Source organism: Halobacillus salinus (assembly GCF_004684905.1).
In the GTDB taxonomy this organism is placed as follows: Bacteria; Bacillota; Bacilli; order Bacillales; family Halobacillaceae; genus Halobacillus; species Halobacillus salinus.
The window spans coordinates 39,255-59,174 of sequence record NZ_SRJC01000009.1 but is presented as its reverse complement, the minus strand read 5'-3'; the positions used below and the strand labels follow the sequence as shown (position 1 = coordinate 59,174).

Sequence of the window (19,920 nt, the reverse complement as noted above, 5' to 3'; positions counted from 1 at the left end):
CCTTATAATGATGTGGTGGTGAAGGCGAAGAGGTCACACCTGTTCCCATGCCGAACACAGCAGTTAAGCTCTTCAGCGCCGATGGTAGTCGGGTTTACCCCCGTGAGAGTAGGACGCCGCCACGTCAATTATGAACCCCCTTAGAGGAATTCCTCTAAGGGGTTTTTTCTAATCTATTTTATAACCATTCAAAAAACAGTGGGAAATCTAATAATTTACTTGAATCTTTATAGAGGTCTTCTACATACAATGGTAGATAAAGGGGGGAGAGCCATGCTTGAAATTTTTGGTCCAAACACCGCCTTATATGCTGTGCGCCTTCTAAGCGCGATCGCCCTGTGTGGACTTATTGGTTTTGAAAGAGAAATTAAAAATCAATCCGCTGGTTTTCGTACACATATATTAGTCGGTGTTGGTGCATGTATGATGATGCTTTTATCGTTATATGGGTTTGAGGATGTGATAGACAAGCATGATCATATCCGGTTCGACCCGGCGAGAATTCCATCATACGTTATAAGTGGAATTGGTTTTTTAGGAGCCGGTACTATAATGGTGCATGGTGTTACAATTAGAGGTTTAACTACAGCAGCCTCCATATGGACAGTAGCAGGTATTGGACTGGTGATAGGAGCAGGTATGTATGATATTGCAATCCTATCAACATTGGTTGTTTTATTGTCTCTTATGTTCTTGAATAAGATAGAAAAGCGTAAGATGGCAGAGAACGGGAAACAAAGGGTGAAAATCATCGTTTCGTATGAAGGTGAAATTAGAGAGGTTTTGACCTTGTTAGATCAACCTGGAATCACTTTACGTTCATCTCAGTTAAAAAAGGGACAACCCGTCCATACAATCGTGTTTGATGTCGAGGTTAAGGGAAAAGACAAAATTAATAAACTGATTCAATATATTTCTGAAAGACCCTCTGTCGTTGAAGTGAAAATGTCTCTATAAACTACGCAAATTTATTGCGTAGTTTTTGTTTTATCTGGACGCCTTTAAGGGAAACATAGAGGATGTATTTCATTACAAACATTTTAGTTGCGTGACTATAAAAATGGAGTATAATAAAATTATAGTCAAAGATAGTCAAAGTCAAAAGAAGGGGGAGGGAAGATGCGAAATATCTCTGACATTATTGAGAAGTATTTAAAGAATATCCTTGATGAGAACCAGTCCGAAACTATCGAAATCAAAAGAAGCGAAATAGCTGATCAGTTTCAGTGTGTACCTTCTCAAATCAATTATGTGATTAAAACAAGATTTACTGTGGAAAGAGGATATATAGTGGAGAGCAAGCGTGGTGGTGGAGGTTATATCCGAATCAGCCGTGTTCAACATAAGGATGAGGCGGATATGATCGAAGAAGTCATGGAACTCGTCCAACCACGTGTTTCACAAAATGCTGCCGTCGACGTCATTGACAGACTGCTAGAACAACAGATCATTTCAGAGCGTGAAGCAATTTTAATCAAAAGTATGACCGACCGGGAGGTTTTGGCCTTCCCTCTTCCTCTACGAGATGAGGTTCGCTCTCGCATGATGACAGCAATGCTATTTACATTAAAATATAAAAGCTAAGGCGGAAAGGGGTAGAGGTATGGAATGCCAAGAATGTCAAAAGAGAAAAGCAACCGTTCATTTGACCCAAGTCGTCAACGGTCAAAAAACGGAAGTCCATGTTTGTGAGCAGTGTGCGAAAGACAAAGGGTACATGAGCTATGGAGAAGAGAACTATTCGTTAAACGACCTCTTATCCGGTTTGTTCCATTCTGAAAGTCCTTCTCCGTTTAGCAGTCAAAAGGCTCAGTCCTATCAACAAGCGTCCCAATTAAAGTGTCCGACATGCGGGATGACGTATCAAGAGTTTGCTAGAATCGGAAAATTCGGATGTGCAGATTGTTACCAGACATTTGATGACCGAATCAATCCGATCCTGCGTCGAGTTCACAGCGGTAATACTCGTCATGACGGGAAGATTCCGAAACGTGAAGGTGGGAACCTCCATTTAAAACGTGAAATTGATGATTATAAATCTCAACTTAAACAGCTGATTGAGCAGGAAGAATTCGAACAGGCGGCGAACATTAGAGATAAGATTCGAACATTAGAAAGCCAGCTTCATCAAGGAGAGGGTGGTGAGTAATTATGTCGTTACAGCAATTTATCAATGAAGCAATTAGTCCTTGGATGAAGGAAGAAGGACCTGACAGTGATATTGTGATGAGCAGCCGAATAAGACTGGCGCGCAATTTCTCTCACTATCCATTTCCTTTGATTGCTTCCGAAGAGCTGCTTGATGAAGTGATGACGTTTTTTGAAAAAGAGTTCAAGCATCAATCATTTCGTGATTACGAAGACTTCGAAATCATTAAAATGAGTGAACTTCAACCGATTGAAAAGCGCGTATTGGTAGAGAAGCATTTGATCAGTCCACACTTGGCTGAAAAGCCTGATCACTCTGGAACTTTAATTTCACAGAATGAACAAGTTTCTATCATGATTAATGAAGAGGACCATATTCGCATACAATTATATTTCCCAGGGTTTCAACTAGACAAGGCGCTGGAACAGGCTTCCCAGCTAGATGATTGGCTCGAAGAAAAAGTTGATTATGCGTTTGATGAGAAGCGGGGTTATTTAACCGCGTGTCCAACGAATGTTGGCACTGGAATGAGGGCTTCGGTGATGATGCACCTTCCTGCATTAGCTATTACACAGCAAATCAACCGAATGACTCCAGCAATTAACCAGCTTGGTTTGGTTGTTCGGGGGATATACGGGGAAGGTAGTGAAGCGGTAGGGAATATATTTCAGATTTCTAACCAAATCACTCTCGGAAAATCAGAGCAGGATATAGTGGAAGATCTCCACAGTGTCGTGAAGCAGCTTATTGACCAAGAAAGGAGAGCTCGGGAAGCTCTTCTGAACAGGTCGGGTATTCAACTTGAGGACCGGATATTCCGTTCCTATGGTGTGTTGAAGAACAGCCGTATCATCGAGTCCAAAGAGGCGGCAAGGTGTTTGTCAGACCTGAGACTCGGTATCGACCTTGGAATGATCGATCACATCCCGCAGACCATTCTCAATGAGCTGATGATTTTAACGCAGCCAGGATTTTTGCAACAATATGCAAAAGCAACACTCAACCCAGAAGAACGAGATATACGAAGGGCATCATTAATCAGAGAACGACTTCAATTAGAGAATGAAGATTAATGTTAGGAGGTAATGTCCATGATGTTTGGGCGATTTACTGAAAGAGCACAAAAAGTATTGGCGTTAGCACAAGAAGAAGCAGTTCGACTTGGTCACAATAATATAGGGACAGAGCACATTTTGCTTGGCCTTGTTAGTGAAGGGGAAGGAATAGCAGCGAAAGCTTTATCCGCCCTTGGTTTGGAAGCGACGAAGATCCAACAAGAAGTGGAGAAGCTGATCGGAAAAGGGGAGAAAGTGTCTCAGACGATTCACTATACTCCTCGTGCTAAGAAAGTAATTGAGCTTTCTATGGACGAAGCTCGTAAACTAGGTCACTCTTATGTGGGAACAGAGCACATTCTTCTCGGTTTGATTCGTGAAGGGGAAGGTGTTGCAGCACGTGTTCTTAACAACCTCGGTGTAAGCCTAAATAAAGCCCGTCAGCAAGTTTTACAGCTGCTCGGGAACAATGAGTCTACTGGAGGTCAAAATCGTCGTGGTGGGGCTGGTGGCGGCCAAGCTGCAAATGCCAACACACCGACACTCGATTCCTTGGCTCGTGACTTAACAGCTATTGCAAAAGAAGGAAATATCGACCCGGTTATCGGTCGAAGTAAAGAGATTGAGCGTGTTATTCAAGTGTTGAGCCGTCGTACGAAGAACAACCCAGTTCTTGTCGGAGAACCTGGTGTTGGTAAAACGGCTATTGCAGAAGGTCTAGCACAGCAGATTATGAATAATGAAGTTCCTGAGATCTTGCGTGATAAGCGGGTAATGACTCTAGATATGGGAACAGTCGTAGCAGGAACGAAATATCGTGGTGAATTTGAAGACCGTCTGAAAAAAGTGATGGAAGAAATTCGCCAAGCCGGAAATATCATTCTATTCATTGACGAATTGCACACATTGATTGGTGCAGGTGGAGCAGAAGGCGCTATTGACGCTTCGAACATTCTGAAACCATCTCTTGCTCGTGGAGAGCTCCAATGTATCGGTGCAACTACGTTGGATGAGTATCGCAAGTATATTGAAAAAGATGCAGCACTTGAGCGTCGTTTCCAACCTATCCAAGTAGATGAACCAAATCTTGATGAATCTGTACAGATTTTAAAAGGATTGCGTGATCGTTATGAAGCACACCACCGTGTTACGATTCCGGATGATTCTATCGATTCTGCGGTTCGGTTCTCAGACCGTTATATAACAGATCGCTTCCTTCCGGATAAAGCGATCGACTTGATTGATGAGGCAGCTTCTAAAGTTCGTCTTCGCTCTTATACAGCTCCGCCAAACTTGAAGGAGTTGGAACAGAAGTTAGAAGAGGTACGAAAAGAAAAAGATGCTGCGGTACAAAGTCAAGAATTCGAAAAAGCCGCTTCTCTAAGAGATAGTGAGCAACGTTTAAGAGATGAACTAGAGCAAACGAAAGATGAATGGAAAGAGAAGCAAGGCCAGGAAGACTCAGAAGTGACAGTAGAGGATATCGCCTCTGTTGTATCAACATGGACTGGAGTCCCAGTCTCTAAGATGACAAAAGATGAGAGTGAGCGCCTACTTGCATTAGAGGATACGCTCCACAATCGGGTCATCGGTCAAGACGAAGCTGTAAGATCCATTTCGAAAGCAATCCGCCGTGCCCGTGCCGGCTTGAAAGATCCGAAACGACCAATCGGTTCCTTCATTTTCTTAGGACCAACAGGTGTTGGTAAGACAGAGCTTGCGCGTGCCCTTGCTGAGAGCATGTTCGGTGAAGAGGATGCAATGATCCGAATCGACATGTCAGAGTATATGGAAAAACACAGCACGTCCCGACTGGTTGGTTCACCACCAGGTTATGTAGGTTATGAAGAAGGCGGACAACTGACAGAGAAAGTGCGTAACAAACCATACTCTGTTGTCCTTCTTGACGAAATCGAAAAAGCGCACCCTGAAGTGTTCAATATTCTACTTCAAGTCCTAGAGGACGGCCGTCTGACAGACTCTAAAGGTCGCGTCGTGGACTTCCGTAATACCGTGTTGATCATGACTTCAAACGTAGGTGCTCAAGAATTGAAATCTAACAAATATGTCGGTTTCACTATGGGTGATGGCGACCAAGATTATAAAGACATGAAGTCGAAAGTAACAGCGGAACTGAAGAAAGCGTTCCGCCCAGAATTCCTTAACCGTATTGATGAAACCATTGTGTTCCACTCCCTGGAGAAGAAACACATGAAGGACATCGTTACGCTGATGGCAGAGCAGTTGAGACAACGTCTGCAGGAACAAGAAATCGACTTCACATTATCTGAGAAAGCCATTGAGTATATTGCAGAGCAAGGTTTCGATCCAGAATACGGAGCCCGTCCACTGCGTCGTTCTCTCCAGAAGAACGTAGAAGATCTACTGTCTGAAGAATTGTTGAAAGAGAACATTGCTAAAGGGCAGAAGGTCAAAATCGATTTGGATGACAAGAAAGAGTTTGTCGTTCATACCCAGCAAGAATCGACAAATTAAAGTTTCACCCTAAAATCGGAAGGTTCGACACCTTCCGATTTTTTATACATATGCCTTGAAATCAAGCTATCGTTCCATTTGCTTTTAGTAAGAAAATCTTAATACAATTGATATGATCATGAAACTTCTTCAAAATCCATATCGTATAAAATATAGATAGGGGAGCGATTAGCTTGGCAAAGAGAAAAACAAAATTCGTCTGCCAGGAATGTGGCTATGAAACACCTAAATGGATGGGGAAATGTCCAGGGTGTAACCAATGGAACACGTTGGTCGAGGAAGTCAGTGCTGCCGGCACGAATTCCCGCCATGTATTCCAGACAAATTCCACTTCCGCAACATCAAAGCCAGAGAAAATCAATCAAATAAAATCCCAGAAAGAGCCGCGTCTCCCGACTGAAATGCCAGAATTCAACCGTGTATTAGGCGGAGGGATAGTTGCAGGGTCGCTTGTATTGATCGGTGGTGACCCGGGCATCGGAAAATCTACACTATTACTCCAAGTGTCCGCCCAAATTGCTGATAAGAATATGCCAGTTCTATATATATCAGGTGAAGAATCAGCGAGACAAACGAAACTGCGTGCCGAACGGTTAGGTATCACGTCTGATGAACTGTATGTCTTATCTGAAACGAACTTACAAGATGTCATTACTCATATTGAGAACGTTGAACCGAATTTTGTCGTTATTGATTCGATTCAGACTATATATAAAGAAGATGTCACGTCAGCACCTGGAAGTGTCTCGCAAGTCCGTGAATGTACCAGTCATTTGATGCGTATTGCTAAAAGTAAAGGTATTCCTATTTTCATTGTCGGGCATGTTACAAAAGAGGGATCGATTGCAGGTCCTAGGTTGCTAGAACACATGGTGGATGCCGTTCTCTACTTCGAAGGTGAGCGTCATCATACCTTCCGTATTTTGAGAAGTGTCAAAAACCGGTTTGGGAGCACCCATGAAATGGGGATATTTGAGATGAAGGAGGAAGGACTTCGGGAAGTGTTGAATCCTTCGGAAATCTTCCTCGAAGAACGGTCTCAGGGAGCGGCAGGCTCTATCGTCGTTGCTTCCATGGAAGGGTCCCGTCCGGTACTTGTCGAGATTCAGGCGCTGATCTCCCCAACAGCATTCGGAAATCCGAGACGAATGGCTACTGGGATAGATAATAGCCGTGTCCCGCTACTGATGGCTGTTTTAGAAAAAAGGGCAGGCCTTCTGCTTCAGAACCAAGACGCCTACGTCAAGGTGGCGGGTGGTGTGAAATTAGACGAACCGGCCATTGACTTAGCGGTAGCGTTAAGTGTTGCTTCAAGTTTCCGTGACCGCTCCTCAAGGCCTGATGATGTAGTAGTTGGTGAAGTAGGGCTTACAGGGGAAGTGCGTCGTGTTGCTAGAATTGAACAACGTGTTCAAGAAGCGGCGAAGCTTGGCTTCAAGCGTGTCATTATTCCAAAGAAAAACATGGATGGCTGGACGCCACCTTCCGACATCGAAGTGATTGGCGTAAGCTCTGTACAAGAGGCCATGAAGGTTACGTTAGGAGATGCTTAGATGGAATGGCATGAAATGAAAGATCATGGAATCGGAGAAATACTGAAGTTTGTAGCTCCTGGTACCCCTCTTCGCGATGGGATCGAAAATGTACTGCGAGCTAATACGGGTGGATTAATTGTCCTTGGCTACGATGATGGGGTGCGTGAATTAGTCGACGGTGGTTTTCACATTCAGTCTGACTTCACACCTGCCCATCTTTATGAGTTAGCCAAAATGGATGGTGCGCTCATCTTGAACGGGGAAGGCTCGAAGATATTGTATGCCAATGCACAGTTGATGCCGGACCCTGACATTTTGTCTACAGAGACCGGCATGCGTCACCGTACGGCAGAACGTGTTGCCAAGCAGACGGGCACTCTTGTCGTTGCCATATCACAACGCCGGAATGTGATTACCCTTTACAAAGGGTCGTTACGTTACTCGTTGAAGGATATTGGTGTTATTTTGACAAAAGCCAACCAAGCGATACAAACGCTTGAAAAGTACAAAAATGTGCTGAATCAAAGTGTAACGAACCTTGGGGCGATGGAATTTGAGAATATGGTCTCGTTTGCAGAGGTCGTCCAGGTTGTGCACCGTATCGAGATGGTTTTACGAACAAAAACCGAAATTATCAACTATGTTAATGAGTTAGGGACAGAAGGACGTCTGATTCAACTTCAGATGACCGAACTCGTTTCGAATATCGAGGAAGAAGCGGCATTGCTGTTGAAAGATTACAGTAAGCGACCTGATTATGAGCCGTATTATATTCTTAGGAAGATGCAAGAAGTTACGAACACGGACCTTCTTTCCGATGAACAGATACTGAAACTGCTTGGCTATTCCCCAAACACTAAGATGGAAGACGCCATCCACCCGAGAGGGTACCGGATTCTGCATCGAATTCCGAGGCTGCCTCCTTTGATTATCGAGCACCTGGTTGGTCGATTCGGGACATTAGAAGCATTGATACAAGCCTCAACGAAGGAATTGGTCGAAGTGGATGGAGTCGGCGAGATCCGTGCCACGAAAATTCGAGATGGTTTAGAGCGTATTCAAGAGCAATTATTTGTCGATCGTCATATATAGGGATATTGACTTAATTTGATGAATCATGGTATTATGTTTAGTTATCCTTTGACTTAAAATGGAAACTGTGATAATTTAGTACTCATCATTCCAATATTCTACGATTAATGAGAAAGCACTTTGGTCATACTGTGTAGAAGGAGGTGAGGAGAAGTGCTTAAACGTATTGTGCAGTTGTTCATCGTCATTACTGGTGGGACAATTGGTTACGTCTATTTGCCTGATTTGTTTGAGTTAATGGGTATGACATGGCCGATGTTGGTCCAAGCATCCTTGGGCGCTGTTTTAGGAGCACTTATTTTATATTTATTAATGTTTTGGTTTGTAGATTATATTGTTGATTTTCTCAGATGGGTGGAGGACACCCTCGTTCGGGCGCCTGCTGCTGATTTATTATTCGGTAGTTTAGGACTGATCGTTGGTCTCATTATTGCTTATCTAATCAATATTCCGGTTCAACAATTCGAGATTCCGATTGTGAACCAAGTCGCGCCAATCATTATTACGTTCTTCTTAGGTTATTTCGGTTTCCAAGTCGGATTCAAACGAAAAGATGAATTTCTCGGCATGGTTACACGAAAAGACAAAAAAGGGGACGAAGCAGATGGAACGAAAGAAGTTTCTTCTGTTGATGAATCATTGATTCCTAAAGAGAAAATTCTGGATACGAGTGTTATCATCGATGGGCGTATCGCAGATATTTGCGAGACCCATTTCCTCGAAGGAACGATTGTCATTCCACAGTTCGTACTTGAAGAATTGCAGCATATCGCCGATTCATCAGATGGATTGAAGCGTAATCGTGGTCGAAGGGGCTTGGATATTTTGAACCGCCTGCAGAAAGATCTCCCAGTCAATGTGGAAATCTACGAGGGCGACTTTGAAGAAATCCAGGAAGTCGACAGTAAGCTTGTTAAACTCGCAAAAGTTATGGACGGAATCGTCGTAACGAATGACTTTAACCTAAACAAAGTATGTGAGTTTCAAAATGTACAAGTCTTGAATATCAATGATTTGGCTAATGCGGTCAAGCCGGTTGTTCTGCCAGGAGAAGAGATGAAGATCCAAGTCATCAAAGATGGTAAAGAACAGAATCAAGGCGTCGCTTACCTTGACGATGGTACGATGATTGTTGTTGAGGAAGGGAAGAACTATATTGGTAAGACGATTGACGTCGTTGTGACTAGTGTTCTTCAAACGTCTGCCGGTCGAATGATTTTTGCAAAGCCAAAATCACTTGAAAAAGCCTTATAAAAAAGGTATAAACAAATAGAGATGAACAAAAGTGATAACCATGGTGTTATCGCTTTTGTTGTGTCTATAGGCTTTAAAGGATGGATACCATGATAAACTATTCAGCGGTCATTCTGGCAGCCGGGCAAGGGAAACGGATGCTTGCAGGCCGCAACAAACAATTTTTACGAATTGATCAAATACCGTTAATCATACATACCTTAACTGTGTTTCAGGAGGATCCCTGGTGCGCGGAGATTGTCCTAGTGACGAACTCGAAGGAACGCGAATCAATGGAAGAGCTCCTTCTGACGCACGACGTGACAGAAGGCGTTCGTTTTGTTGATGGTGGGGCAGAGCGGCAGGACAGTGTCCTTGCTGGACTGAACGCTATTCAAAATACACAGATTCCCGTTTTTATTCACGACGGGGCACGTCCCTTCGTTAATAGGGATTCTCTTCATCGCCTCGCAGAAACGACAGCGGAGAAAGGGGCCGCGCTTCTTGCGGTGAAAGTGACCGATACGATCAAACAGAAGACAGGTAACCAGTTGTCGACACTTGATCGTAATACACTATGGGCAGCCCAGACGCCGCAGGCATTTGATTACGACTTAATTGTTAAGGCGCATCAACAAGCGGTTGATAGTGGATACTACGGAACAGATGATGCTTCCTTAGTGGAGAAGATGAATATAGAGGTTGAGATTGTCGAAGGAAGCTACGACAATATTAAACTGACGACCCCTGAAGATCTACATAAGGCTGAATCTTATGTGAGGAATCTGAGAAAAGGGAAGGAGATGAGTACACCGATGTTTCGAATTGGACAAGGTTTTGATGTACATCAATTGACCGAAGGACGCCCTTGTATCATTGGTGGGGTTGAGATCCCTCATGAAAAAGGTTTGCTTGGCCATTCAGATGCGGATGTCTTGCTTCATACAATCGCTGATGCTTGTTTAGGTGCAATTGGAGAAGGGGATATCGGGAAGCATTTCCCGGATACGGATCCTGAGTTTAAGGATGCTGACTCCGGCAAACTGCTCCAGCACGTCTGGTCTATTGTGACGGATAGAGGGTATGAATTAGGCAATATCGATTGTACAGTCATTGCACAAGCGCCTAAGATGGCTCCTTATATCGAGGAGATCCGTCTTTCTATCGCTCATTTACTGAGCACGGATATAAGCCGGATCAATGTGAAAGCTACTACGACAGAGAAGCTCGGATTTACGGGGCGAAAAGAAGGAATTGCCGCTCAAGCTGTAGTTCTTTTGCAAAATAATCAACAATCGTAAAATAAAGTGATAAAATAAGACAAAGTAAAGCTCGGAATGACGAAGGGAGAATAATTATGTCGAATCAAGTACGCGTGCGTTACGCACCAAGTCCGACAGGGCACCTCCACATCGGAAATGCGAGAACAGCCCTATTCAACTATCTATATGCGAAACACCTAGGTGGCACAATGGTGGTCCGAATTGAAGATACAGATGAGAAGCGAAATGTAGAAGGTGGAGAGCGCAGTCAGTTGAACTACTTGAACTGGCTCGGAGTAGAATGGGAAGAGAGCCCGGATAAAGGCGGAGAGTATGGCCCATACCGCCAAATGGAAAGACTAGATCTCTACAAGAAATACGTAGACGATTTGATGGAGCGTGGCCTTGCTTATAAATGCTACATGACGGCTGAAGAGCTTGAGGCAGAGCGCGAAGCACAAATGGCTCGTGGAGAAGCCCCGAAATATTCTGGTGCTCACCGCGACCTTACGGAAGAGCAGGTTAAACAATTTGAAGCGGAAGGACGCGAGCCGAGTATCCGTATCCGTGTTCCGGAAAATACGACTTATACGTTCAACGATATCGTGCGCGGTGACATCACATTTGAATCCAGCGACTTCGGGGACTGGGTCATTGTGAAGAAGAACGGTACGCCTACGTACAACTTCGCCGTAGCAATCGACGATCACTTAATGGAAATTTCACACGTCCTTCGTGGAGAAGAGCACATTTCCAATACACCGAAGCAGATGATGGTATATAATGCGTTCGGTTGGGAACCTCCGAAGTTTGGTCACATGACGCTGATTTTAAACGAAGAGCGTAAGAAATTGAGCAAACGTGATCAGCACATCCTGCAGTTCATTGAGCAGTACAAAAACCTTGGCTACCTTCCAGAAGCTTTGTTCAACTTCATCACGCTTCTAGGTTGGTCTCCAGTTGGAGAGGAAGAGATCTTCACTCAGGAAAAACTGATTGAAATCTTCGATCCAGAGCGCTTGTCTACGTCTCCGGCCGTTTTCGATGCGGCGAAATTGAAGTGGATGAACAACCAATACATCAAAGCAGCTGACCTTGATAAAGTAGAAGAGTTAGCGATGCCTCACCTGGTGGAAGCGGGCCGTGTTTCTGAAAACATGAGCGACAGCGACCGCGAGTGGACACGTGAGTTGATTTCTCTTTATCACGAGCAACTTAGCTATGGTGCTGAAATCGTCGAACTGACGGAATTGTTCTTCAAGCAGGAGATCGAGTACGATGATGAGGCGATGAATGTACTAGAGGGCGAACAAGTGCCGGAGGTCTTGGAAACGTTCAAGAAGAACCTTCAAGAGCTGGACGAGTTCACTCCTGAGAATATCAAGAAGCAAATCAAAGCCGTTCAAAAAGAAACAGGACACAAAGGGAAGAAGTTGTTCATGCCAATCCGCGTAGCTACTACGGGACAGACTCATGGACCAGAGCTACCAAATGCGATTCACCTTCTTGGCCTAGATACAGTAACAGTAAGACTGAACGATGTCTTAGCGAAACTTCAAGGCTAATCTGTTCACAAACGTTTTGATTTGTCATATAGTAAAGGTATCAATAAGGAACGTTGATGAGGAGAAGTAAAAAGGCCTGAGACTTCCACAGAGAGAACCACCTTGGCTGAAAGTGGTTTTTAGTCCGGTCTTTTGAAATGCCCCTCTGAGTCTTTTACCGAACCTGAGTAGGCTAAAAGCGGTCACCTGCCGTTACCAGGATGAGTGGGGAATCCTCGGATTTCCCAAACAGAGTGGAACCACGTTTGCGCGTCTCTGTGCTTCAATGCACAGGGGCGCGTTTTTATTTTGAGCTATAAAAGGAGGAGAGCAAGTATGGGGCTATTCAAGATGTTCAAGGAAGATGTTGATGTCGTGTTCGAACAGGACCCTGCCGCTCGTTCTTATCTTGAAGTGATTTTAACGTATTCAGGCTTGCATGCCATTTGGGGACATCGGGTGGCTCATGCTTGTTTTAAGAGGAAGTTCTTCTTTCTTGCTCGTGTGATCTCTCAAATCAGCCGCTTCCTTACAGGAATTGAGATCCACCCAGGCGCGAAGATAGGCCGTAAGTTCTTCATAGACCACGGGATGGGCGTCGTGATTGGGGAGACATGTGAAATTGGGGACAACGTGACGATCTTCCAAGGAGTCACGCTCGGAGGTACAGGTAAGGAAAAAGGGAAGCGCCATCCGACTTTATTGGATAACTCCCTTGTTGCTACTGGAGCGAAAGTGCTCGGCTCGATCACGATCGGCAAGAATTCGAAGGTTGGAGCGGGCTCTGTGGTGCTGAATGATGTCCCTGATAATTCAACAGCAGTAGGAATTCCTGGCCGTGTCGTCGTGCAGAACGGGAAGAAAGTACGTAAGAAAGACTTGGACCACCACAAGCTTCCTGATCCAGTATATGACCGCTTAAATCAACTTGAAAGAGAATTGGAAACACTAAGAGAAGAACTCAAAGAATCCAAAGGAGTGAAGTAACGTGGCTATTCGTTTATACAACACATTGACGCGTCAAAAAGAATCATTTCAACCGATAGATGAGGGTAAGGTCAAAATGTATGTGTGCGGCCCGACTGTCTATAACTACATCCATATTGGAAATGCACGTCCGGCAATTGTTTTTGATACAGTCCGTCGTTATTTCGAGTATCGAGGTTATGATGTCCATTACGTCCTGAACTTCACAGATGTAGACGATAAATTGATAAAAGCTGCAAATGAAATGGGAGAAGGTGTGACAGAAATTGCGAACCGTTTCATTCAAGCTTATAAAGAGGATGTAGGGGCACTTGGAGTGAAAGAAGCTGTCGATCATCCGCGTGTAACCGAGAACATGGATGAAATCATTTCTTTCATCCAAGGTTTGATCGACAAAGGGTTCGCCTATGCATCTGATGGGGATGTCTATTTCCGTACTCGTTCGTTCGACTCTTACGGGAAGCTGTCGCATCAGTCCATCGACGAACTTCGATCTGGTGCTCGTATCGAAGTGGGAGACAAAAAGGAAGACCCATTAGACTTCACCCTTTGGAAGGAAGCGAAGCCTGGTGAAATCACTTGGGAAAGCCCGTGGGGAACAGGACGCCCAGGCTGGCATATCGAATGCTCCGCGATGGCGAAGAAGTATCTAGGGGATACCATTGATATTCACGCCGGAGGTCAGGATTTGACTTTCCCTCACCACGAAAATGAAATTGCCCAGTCTGAAGCGCATAACGACAAATCTTTTGCACGCTACTGGATGCATAACGGGTATATTAATATCGAGAATGAGAAAATGTCGAAGTCATTAGGAAACTTCATTCTGGCACATGACCTTGTGAAACAACACGACCCACAAGTCATCCGTTTCTTTATGTTGAGTGTGCAGTATCGTCACCCAATCAACTTCAGCGATGAATTGCTTAAGGGTGCGAAGAGCAGCTTTGAGCGTCTAAGGAATGCCTTTGAGAACGTTAAGCACCGCAAGGATTCAAGCCTTGATCTAACTGAAAACAATGATAAATGGCTTCAAGAGATCGAATCGCATAAACAGCGGTTTGTGGAAGAGATGGATGATGACTTCAATACAGCAAATGCCATCTCTGTTCTATTCGACTTAGCGAAGTCCGCCAACCTTTACTTGCAAGAAAGTCAAACCCACTCTAGAGTCCTCACGGCTTATGAAGAGACGATGAAGGAATTGATGGGAGTATTAGGGCTAGAGATTGAAAAAGTAGAGGAACTGCTTGATGAAGAAGTCGAAGCCTTGATTGAAGAACGTAAACAAGCGAGGAAGGACCGTAACTTCGAGCGTGCAGATCAAATTCGTGACGAGTTGAAAGAACGGAACATCATCCTTGAAGATACGTCACAGGGAATTCGTTGGAAGCGAGGGTAATACACATGGCTATGAAGAACGTGAAACAAATGAAAAGCCTTGCCCTCGCTTACATGGGGGATTCGGTGTATGAATTGTACGTTCGGCATCACCTTCTCGACCAAGGAGAAGTGATGCCACAACAATTACACCAAGCAGCCGTCAAATTCGTATCTGCAAATGCTCAAGCAACCGTTGTTTCCTACTGGAGTGAGCATGAGCTTTTAACAGAGGAAGAAGAAGGGGTGCTCCGTCGCGGACGGAACGCCAAATCTGGATCCGTCCCTAAAAATACAAGCGTGCAAACCTACCGTTATTCGACAGGCTTTGAAGCGGTGCTCGGTTTTCTGTATTTGGATGGTCAAACAGAACGGTTGGAAGAGTTAATCGGACAAGCAATTGATTACGTAGAGAAAGGAGTGGACCAACATGAAGGATGAATGGATTATTGGAAAGAATCCCGTACAAGAGGCCTTGCGTTCTGGACGAGCGATCAACAAAGTGTGGGTCAGTGATCAACTTCAATTTCAAGCTGTAAAGAAGTTGGAACAATTAGCGAAAGAGAACGGTGTCAATGTCCAGCGTGTGCCGAAGAAAAAGATCGATCAATTGGTCGATGGGAACCACCAGGGGGTTGTAGCGTCTGTTGCGGCATATGAATACAGCGACTTAGAGGACTTGTTTGCTAAGGCAGAAGAAAAAGGGGAGGCTCCTTTTTTCATTATCTGTGATGAAATCGAAGACCCTCACAACTTAGGCTCGATTTTGCGGACGGCGGATGCGGCCGGTGCGCATGGTGTAATCATTCCAAAACGTCGTTCCGTGTCACTCACAGCGACCGTTGCGAAAACATCAACAGGTGCGATTGAATACATCCCGGTCACTCGAGTAACGAATTTAGCAAGAACAATAGACGAATTGAAAGAGCGGTTTGTCTGGGTTGTAGGTACAGATGCCGACGGGACAGAGGATTATCGTCAACTAGACGGAAACATGGCGATTGCACTTGTCATCGGCAGTGAAGGTCGGGGCATGAGTCGTTTGACGAAAGACAAATGTGACTGGACCGTCAGTCTTCCGATGGCTGGCAAAGTCACCTCTCTAAATGCATCTGTAGCAGCGTCGTTGTTGATGTATGAAGTTTATAGAAAGCGTCATCCCATTGGGGAGTAGACTATGAACGTTCTCATTGTCGATGGTTATAACATGATCGGAGCCTGGCCTGAACTGAAGCGGTTGAAGGAGAAGGATTTAGGACAGGCAAGAGACCTGCTGATAGAAATGATGGCGGAATACCAATCTTACACAGAAGACCGAATCATCATTGTTTTTGATGCTTATCATGTAAGAGGACTTGCCAAGAAACAAAACAACTTCAAAGTAGAAGTCATCTTCACTAAAGAAAATGAAACGGCTGACGAACGGATCGAGCGACTTGCAGGTGAGCTGAATGACGTCAGAACTCAAGTGTATGTGGCAACCTCAGACTATGCAGAACAACGGACGATTTTTGGCCAAGGAGCATTCCGGAAGTCTGCCAGAGAGCTTTATATCGAAGTGAAGAACATCGAAAAAGAAATTGAGAAAGATGTCGAAAGCCATAACCAGGTCCAGTACCAGCCTAAAATTCAAATGGATAAAGAGGTCCGGGATCTATTCGAGAAGTGGAGAAGAGGAGATAAATAATTCTGACAACTCATTGACGCTTTTCAGCCCCTTCCTGTATAATATTGCTATATTGAGGTAGCACGGTCGGGGGGATCCTGTGTGAGCATCATTCAAACGAAGACAGACATCAGTGAAGTGGATTTGAGTAAGCTTGATGATGAAGCAATTATCGAACGGATTAATCAAGGTCAGGTCCAAGCGCTCGATTATTTAATCAATAAGTACAAGAATTTTGTTCGTGCGAAAGCCCGGACTTACTTTCTTATTGGTGCAGATCGAGAAGATATTGTACAAGAAGGTATGATTGGTCTTTACAAAGCGATTCGAGATTACAAAGAAGGAAAGCTATCTTCCTTCAAAGCATTCGCAGAATTATGCGTTACCCGTCAAATTATTACCGCTATTAAAACTGCCACTAGACAAAAGCACATCCCGTTGAACTCCTACGTATCATTAGACAAGCCGATTTACGACGAAGAATCAGACCGCACATTGTTAGACGTCATTGCCGGGTCGAAAGCTATCGATCCGCAGGAACTGATTGTGAACAAAGAGAAGTTCTTTGACATGGAAGAGAAGATTTCTGAACTCTTAAGTGATTTGGAGAAGAAGGTGCTCGCTCTATATTTGGACGGGCGTTCGTATCAGGAAATCTCAGAAGAGTTGAACCGTCATGTGAAGTCGATCGATAACGCCCTGCAACGCGTGAAGCGGAAACTTGAGAAGTATTTAGAAGTGAGTGAAATCACCCTCTAGATGTGAGATTGACAGGCTTTGTCAAGCATGCTACATTATACGAAGTGTGAAAACCTCGAGAATGAGGGGATAAGTATGCGGAATAAAGTAGTTTTAGCCTGTACGGAATGTCAAAGTCGCAATTACAGTTCATATAAAAACCGTGCGAATCAATCCGAACGTCTAGAGGTTCGAAAGTTTTGCAAGCGTTGCGGGAAACATACCCTGCACCGTGAGACGAAATAAACGATCAAGACGTAATACTGGGGGTATGCGAAAATGTTTAAGTTCTTTCAAAACGTTTCTCGAGAAATGAAGAAAGTAAGCTGGCCGAAACGGCAGGAACTGACTCGTTACACGATTACCGTTCTTGCTACGGTTGCATTTGTGGCTGTTTTCTTTGCAATTGTTGACCTTGGCATTTCTCAGATACTTGAACTAATTTCTTAAGAATAGTAGTATTCGTTTTATGCTATAATAGAAGATAGACTTAACAAAAACCCGTTTAGCGGGTTTTTTCATTGGTTAAAAAGATATAAAGTTGACCGATTTGAATGGATTTATCTATTGATGAGGAATCCAAGAAGCGGCTAGGGGCTCTTGCAGAGTGCCTCTCATTATGATTTGAGAGTATAACTGGTAGGGTCGTCTCTAATCAGTTTGTTATCTTATATTTAATTATGAAATAAGGGAGGGAAGGGCAGATACTGTCCTGTGCGAATGGAAAAAAGATGGTATGTGGTTCACACCTATTCAGGTTATGAAAACAAAGTGAAAACGAACCTTGAGAAACGCGTTGAATCAATGGGCATGGAAGATAAGATTTTCCGTGTTCTTGTCCCGGAAGATGAAGAAACAGAAATTAAGAACGGAAAGCGCAAAGTCGCGAAAAAGAAAGTATTCCCTGGTTATGTACTGGCGGAAATGGTCATGACAGATGACTCTTGGTATGTCGTACGTAACACCCCAGGGGTGACAGGATTCGTAGGTTCTACTGGTTCTGGTTCGAAACCGATCCCTCTCCTTCCAGAAGAAGCGGAAACGGTCCTTAAGCGAATGGGTATGAAAGAACAGCCGAAAACAGAGGTTGACTTCGAAGTGAAGGAAAGTGTTAAAGTGACAGATGGACCTTTCGCGAACTTCACAGGTACCATTGAATATATTGACTTGGACAAGCAGAAAGTCAAAGTTCACGTGAATATGTTCGGAAGAGAGACTCCGGTAGAACTGGACTTCTCTCAAATCGAGAAGCTAGGCTAATCCTATCACTCGAAAAAAATAAATCCTTCCCCCTTGCGTTGAACGCAAATAAATGCTAAAATTCTTATGTTCTTTATGTGCCTCGAATAAGAGGCGTTAATGCATATCGCAAAGAGTGGGAGGGGCAAATCCCTATTACCACATCACGGACTTTAAGGAGGTGTGTCTCGTGGCTAAAAAAGTTATTAATGTTGTAAAACTACAGATTCCTGCAGGGAAAGCTAACCCAGCTCCACCAGTAGGTCCTGCACTAGGTCAAGCTGGTATTAACATCATGGGATTCTGTAAGGAATTCAACGCTCGTACGCAAGATCAAGCGGGTATGATTATCCCAGTTGAAATTACGGTATTTGAAGACCGTTCATTTACATTCGTAACGAAAACTCCACCTGCTGCTGTTCTTCTTAAGAAAGCTGCTGGAGTTGAGTCAGGTTCTGGTGAACCAAACCGTAACAAAGTAGCTTCTGTTAAACGCGACCAAGTACGCGAAATCGCAGAAACGAAAATGCCTGACTTGAACGCTGCTGACGTTGAAGCTGCAATGCGCATGGTTGAAGGTACAGCGCGCAGCATGGGTATCACGATCGAAGACTAATCCCACAGCGTCATGTGAAGATAGGAAAAGGTTGCGGAATTGGAGGTTTTGTCCCTTTTCGCAACCTTTATTCGTGGGAGGACAATCCGTTAAAACCACAACGAGGAGGAAATTGAAATGGCTAAGAAAACGAAAAAACAACAAGAGCTTCTAAAGCTTGTTGATCGTACAAAAGCTTATGACGTCCAAGAAGCAATTGGACTTGTAAAAGAAACAGCAAAAGCAAACTTTGATGAAACTGTTGAAGCAGCATTCCGTCTTGGGGTAGATCCTAAGAAAGCGGACCAACAAATCCGCGGTGCGATGGTTCTTCCACACGGTACAGGTAAATCTCAGCGTGTGCTTGTTTTCGCTAAAGGTGATAAAGCGAAAGAAGCAGAAGCTGCTGGTGCAGACTACGTAGGTGAACAAGACCTAATCAATCAAATCAACCAAGGTTGGTTCGATTTTGACGTAGTAGTTGCAACTCCAGACATGATGGCTGAAGTTGGTAAGCTAGGTCGCGTATTGGGACCAAAAGGACTTATGCCGAACCCTAAAACTGGTACGGTAACGTTCGAAGTTGAAAAAGCTGTTAACGAAATCAAAGCTGGTAAAGTTGAATACCGCGTTGATAAAGCAGCTAACATTCACGTTCCAATCGGTAAGGCTTCTTTCGATCAAGAAAAACTTATCGAAAACTTCGAAGCAATCACAGATGCTCTTGTAAAAGCGAAGCCACAAGCTTCTAAAGGAACTTACGTGCGTAACGCTGCGGTTTCTTCTACAATGGGACCTGGAATCAAAGTTGACGTTTCCAATTACACTAAGTAATTAATTTATTGTTGACTTTCCGTTTCTAGTTGATTATAATTAGAAACGTTGTATAAATGAATACGTTATACCGTAGACAGTAGGTGTGGTTAACCACTTAATCTTCCTGCCGAGG

Annotated in this window: 21 protein-coding genes, 1 rRNA gene and 2 other annotated features (1 of these 24 cut by a window edge); all 22 genes read left to right on the top strand. The window is 44.1% G+C overall.

All coding sequences use genetic code 11. From position 1 onward, the window contains the following. Nucleotides 1–11 precede the first annotated feature (11 nt). The 22 genes from rrf to rplA all read left to right on the top strand — a co-directional run bounded on the left by rrf (nucleotide 12) and on the right by rplA (nucleotide 19,805). Nucleotides 12–125 (top strand): 5S ribosomal RNA (gene rrf, locus E4663_RS18865). 148 nt (nucleotides 126–273) lie between these two features. Continuing rightward, the gene (locus E4663_RS18860) at nucleotides 274–957 is read left to right on the top strand and encodes an MgtC/SapB family protein (protein ID WP_079477382.1); all 684 of its coding nucleotides are present in this window, start codon (nucleotides 274–276) and stop codon (nucleotides 955–957) included. Between the two features lie 162 nt (nucleotides 958–1,119). Further along, a complete protein-coding gene (locus tag E4663_RS18855; RefSeq protein WP_079477381.1) occupies nucleotides 1,120–1,584 on the top strand; it encodes a CtsR family transcriptional regulator in 465 nt (154 codons plus the stop codon). Between the two features lie 19 nt (nucleotides 1,585–1,603). Beyond that, nucleotides 1,604–2,149: a protein-arginine kinase activator protein McsA gene (locus tag E4663_RS18850; protein ID WP_079477380.1), complete on the top strand. Its 546-nt coding sequence runs from the start codon at nucleotides 1,604–1,606 to the stop codon at nucleotides 2,147–2,149. 2 nt (nucleotides 2,150–2,151) lie between these two features. Then, nucleotides 2,152–3,222, top strand: coding sequence for a protein-arginine kinase McsB (locus E4663_RS18845; RefSeq protein ID WP_135328760.1), 1,071 nt, complete (start codon nucleotides 2,152–2,154; stop codon nucleotides 3,220–3,222). A gap of 18 nt (nucleotides 3,223–3,240) precedes the next feature. Then, nucleotides 3,241–5,700 carry an ATP-dependent protease ATP-binding subunit ClpC gene (gene clpC, locus E4663_RS18840; RefSeq protein ID WP_079477378.1) on the top strand — a complete coding sequence of 820 codons (2,460 nt, stop codon included), beginning with the start codon at nucleotides 3,241–3,243 and terminating at the stop codon, nucleotides 5,698–5,700. 173 nt (nucleotides 5,701–5,873) lie between these two features. Beyond that, nucleotides 5,874–7,253, top strand: a complete 1,380-nt coding sequence (gene radA / locus E4663_RS18835) for a DNA repair protein RadA (protein ID WP_079477377.1) — start codon at nucleotides 5,874–5,876, stop codon at nucleotides 7,251–7,253. Continuing rightward, the gene (disA, locus tag E4663_RS18830; protein ID WP_079477376.1) at nucleotides 7,254–8,327 is read left to right on the top strand and encodes a DNA integrity scanning diadenylate cyclase DisA; all 1,074 of its coding nucleotides are present in this window, start codon (nucleotides 7,254–7,256) and stop codon (nucleotides 8,325–8,327) included. It abuts the gene before it with no gap. Nucleotides 8,328–8,480: 153 nt separating this feature from the next. Further along, nucleotides 8,481–9,581 carry a PIN/TRAM domain-containing protein gene (locus E4663_RS18825; RefSeq protein ID WP_079477375.1) on the top strand — a complete coding sequence of 367 codons (1,101 nt, stop codon included), beginning with the start codon at nucleotides 8,481–8,483 and terminating at the stop codon, nucleotides 9,579–9,581. Between the two features lie 80 nt (nucleotides 9,582–9,661). Continuing rightward, entirely contained in the window at nucleotides 9,662–10,861 is a 1,200-nt protein-coding gene (locus E4663_RS18820) for a bifunctional 2-C-methyl-D-erythritol 4-phosphate cytidylyltransferase/2-C-methyl-D-erythritol 2,4-cyclodiphosphate synthase (protein ID WP_338323669.1), read from the top strand. 56 nt (nucleotides 10,862–10,917) lie between these two features. Continuing rightward, a complete protein-coding gene (gltX, locus tag E4663_RS18815) occupies nucleotides 10,918–12,387 on the top strand; it encodes a glutamate--tRNA ligase (protein WP_079477373.1) in 1,470 nt (489 codons plus the stop codon). 44 nt (nucleotides 12,388–12,431) lie between these two features. Further along, nucleotides 12,432–12,647 (top strand) — a binding site (T-box leader). 55 nt (nucleotides 12,648–12,702) lie between these two features. Further along, on the top strand, nucleotides 12,703–13,353 hold the full coding sequence (epsC, locus tag E4663_RS18810) for a serine O-acetyltransferase EpsC (protein ID WP_135328761.1): 651 nt from the start codon (nucleotides 12,703–12,705) through the stop codon (nucleotides 13,351–13,353). A 1-nt stretch (nucleotide 13,354) separates the two neighbouring features. After that, nucleotides 13,355–14,755 (top strand): cysteine--tRNA ligase, encoded by a 1,401-nt coding sequence (gene cysS, locus E4663_RS18805; protein ID WP_079477371.1) that lies wholly within the window; start codon nucleotides 13,355–13,357, stop codon nucleotides 14,753–14,755. Between the two features lie 5 nt (nucleotides 14,756–14,760). Beyond that, entirely contained in the window at nucleotides 14,761–15,174 is a 414-nt protein-coding gene (locus E4663_RS18800; protein ID WP_176140509.1) for a Mini-ribonuclease 3, read from the top strand. Then, nucleotides 15,164–15,907, top strand: a complete 744-nt coding sequence (rlmB, locus tag E4663_RS18795; RefSeq protein WP_079477370.1) for a 23S rRNA (guanosine(2251)-2'-O)-methyltransferase RlmB — start codon at nucleotides 15,164–15,166, stop codon at nucleotides 15,905–15,907. The genes E4663_RS18800 and rlmB overlap by 11 nt, the downstream gene beginning before the upstream one ends. 3 nt (nucleotides 15,908–15,910) lie before the next feature. Continuing rightward, nucleotides 15,911–16,420 (top strand): NYN domain-containing protein, encoded by a 510-nt coding sequence (locus tag E4663_RS18790; protein WP_079477369.1) that lies wholly within the window; start codon nucleotides 15,911–15,913, stop codon nucleotides 16,418–16,420. Between the two features lie 81 nt (nucleotides 16,421–16,501). Next, nucleotides 16,502–17,158 (top strand): RNA polymerase sporulation sigma factor SigH, encoded by a 657-nt coding sequence (sigH, locus tag E4663_RS18785; RefSeq protein ID WP_079477368.1) that lies wholly within the window; start codon nucleotides 16,502–16,504, stop codon nucleotides 17,156–17,158. A 75-nt stretch (nucleotides 17,159–17,233) separates the two neighbouring features. Beyond that, nucleotides 17,234–17,383, top strand: a complete 150-nt coding sequence (gene rpmG, locus E4663_RS18780; RefSeq protein ID WP_079477367.1) for a 50S ribosomal protein L33 — start codon at nucleotides 17,234–17,236, stop codon at nucleotides 17,381–17,383. A gap of 33 nt (nucleotides 17,384–17,416) precedes the next feature. Beyond that, nucleotides 17,417–17,587 carry a preprotein translocase subunit SecE gene (secE, locus tag E4663_RS18775; protein WP_079477366.1) on the top strand — a complete coding sequence of 57 codons (171 nt, stop codon included), beginning with the start codon at nucleotides 17,417–17,419 and terminating at the stop codon, nucleotides 17,585–17,587. 270 nt (nucleotides 17,588–17,857) lie between these two features. Beyond that, entirely contained in the window at nucleotides 17,858–18,397 is a 540-nt protein-coding gene (gene nusG / locus E4663_RS18770; protein ID WP_079477365.1) for a transcription termination/antitermination protein NusG, read from the top strand. A 169-nt stretch (nucleotides 18,398–18,566) separates the two neighbouring features. Further along, nucleotides 18,567–18,992 carry a 50S ribosomal protein L11 gene (gene rplK, locus E4663_RS18765; protein ID WP_079477364.1) on the top strand — a complete coding sequence of 142 codons (426 nt, stop codon included), beginning with the start codon at nucleotides 18,567–18,569 and terminating at the stop codon, nucleotides 18,990–18,992. 117 nt (nucleotides 18,993–19,109) lie between these two features. After that, on the top strand, nucleotides 19,110–19,805 hold the full coding sequence (rplA, locus tag E4663_RS18760) for a 50S ribosomal protein L1 (RefSeq protein WP_079477363.1): 696 nt from the start codon (nucleotides 19,110–19,112) through the stop codon (nucleotides 19,803–19,805). 52 nt (nucleotides 19,806–19,857) lie between these two features. Continuing rightward, nucleotides 19,858–19,920 (top strand) — a sequence feature (ribosomal protein L10 leader region); it runs 86 nt beyond the window's last position.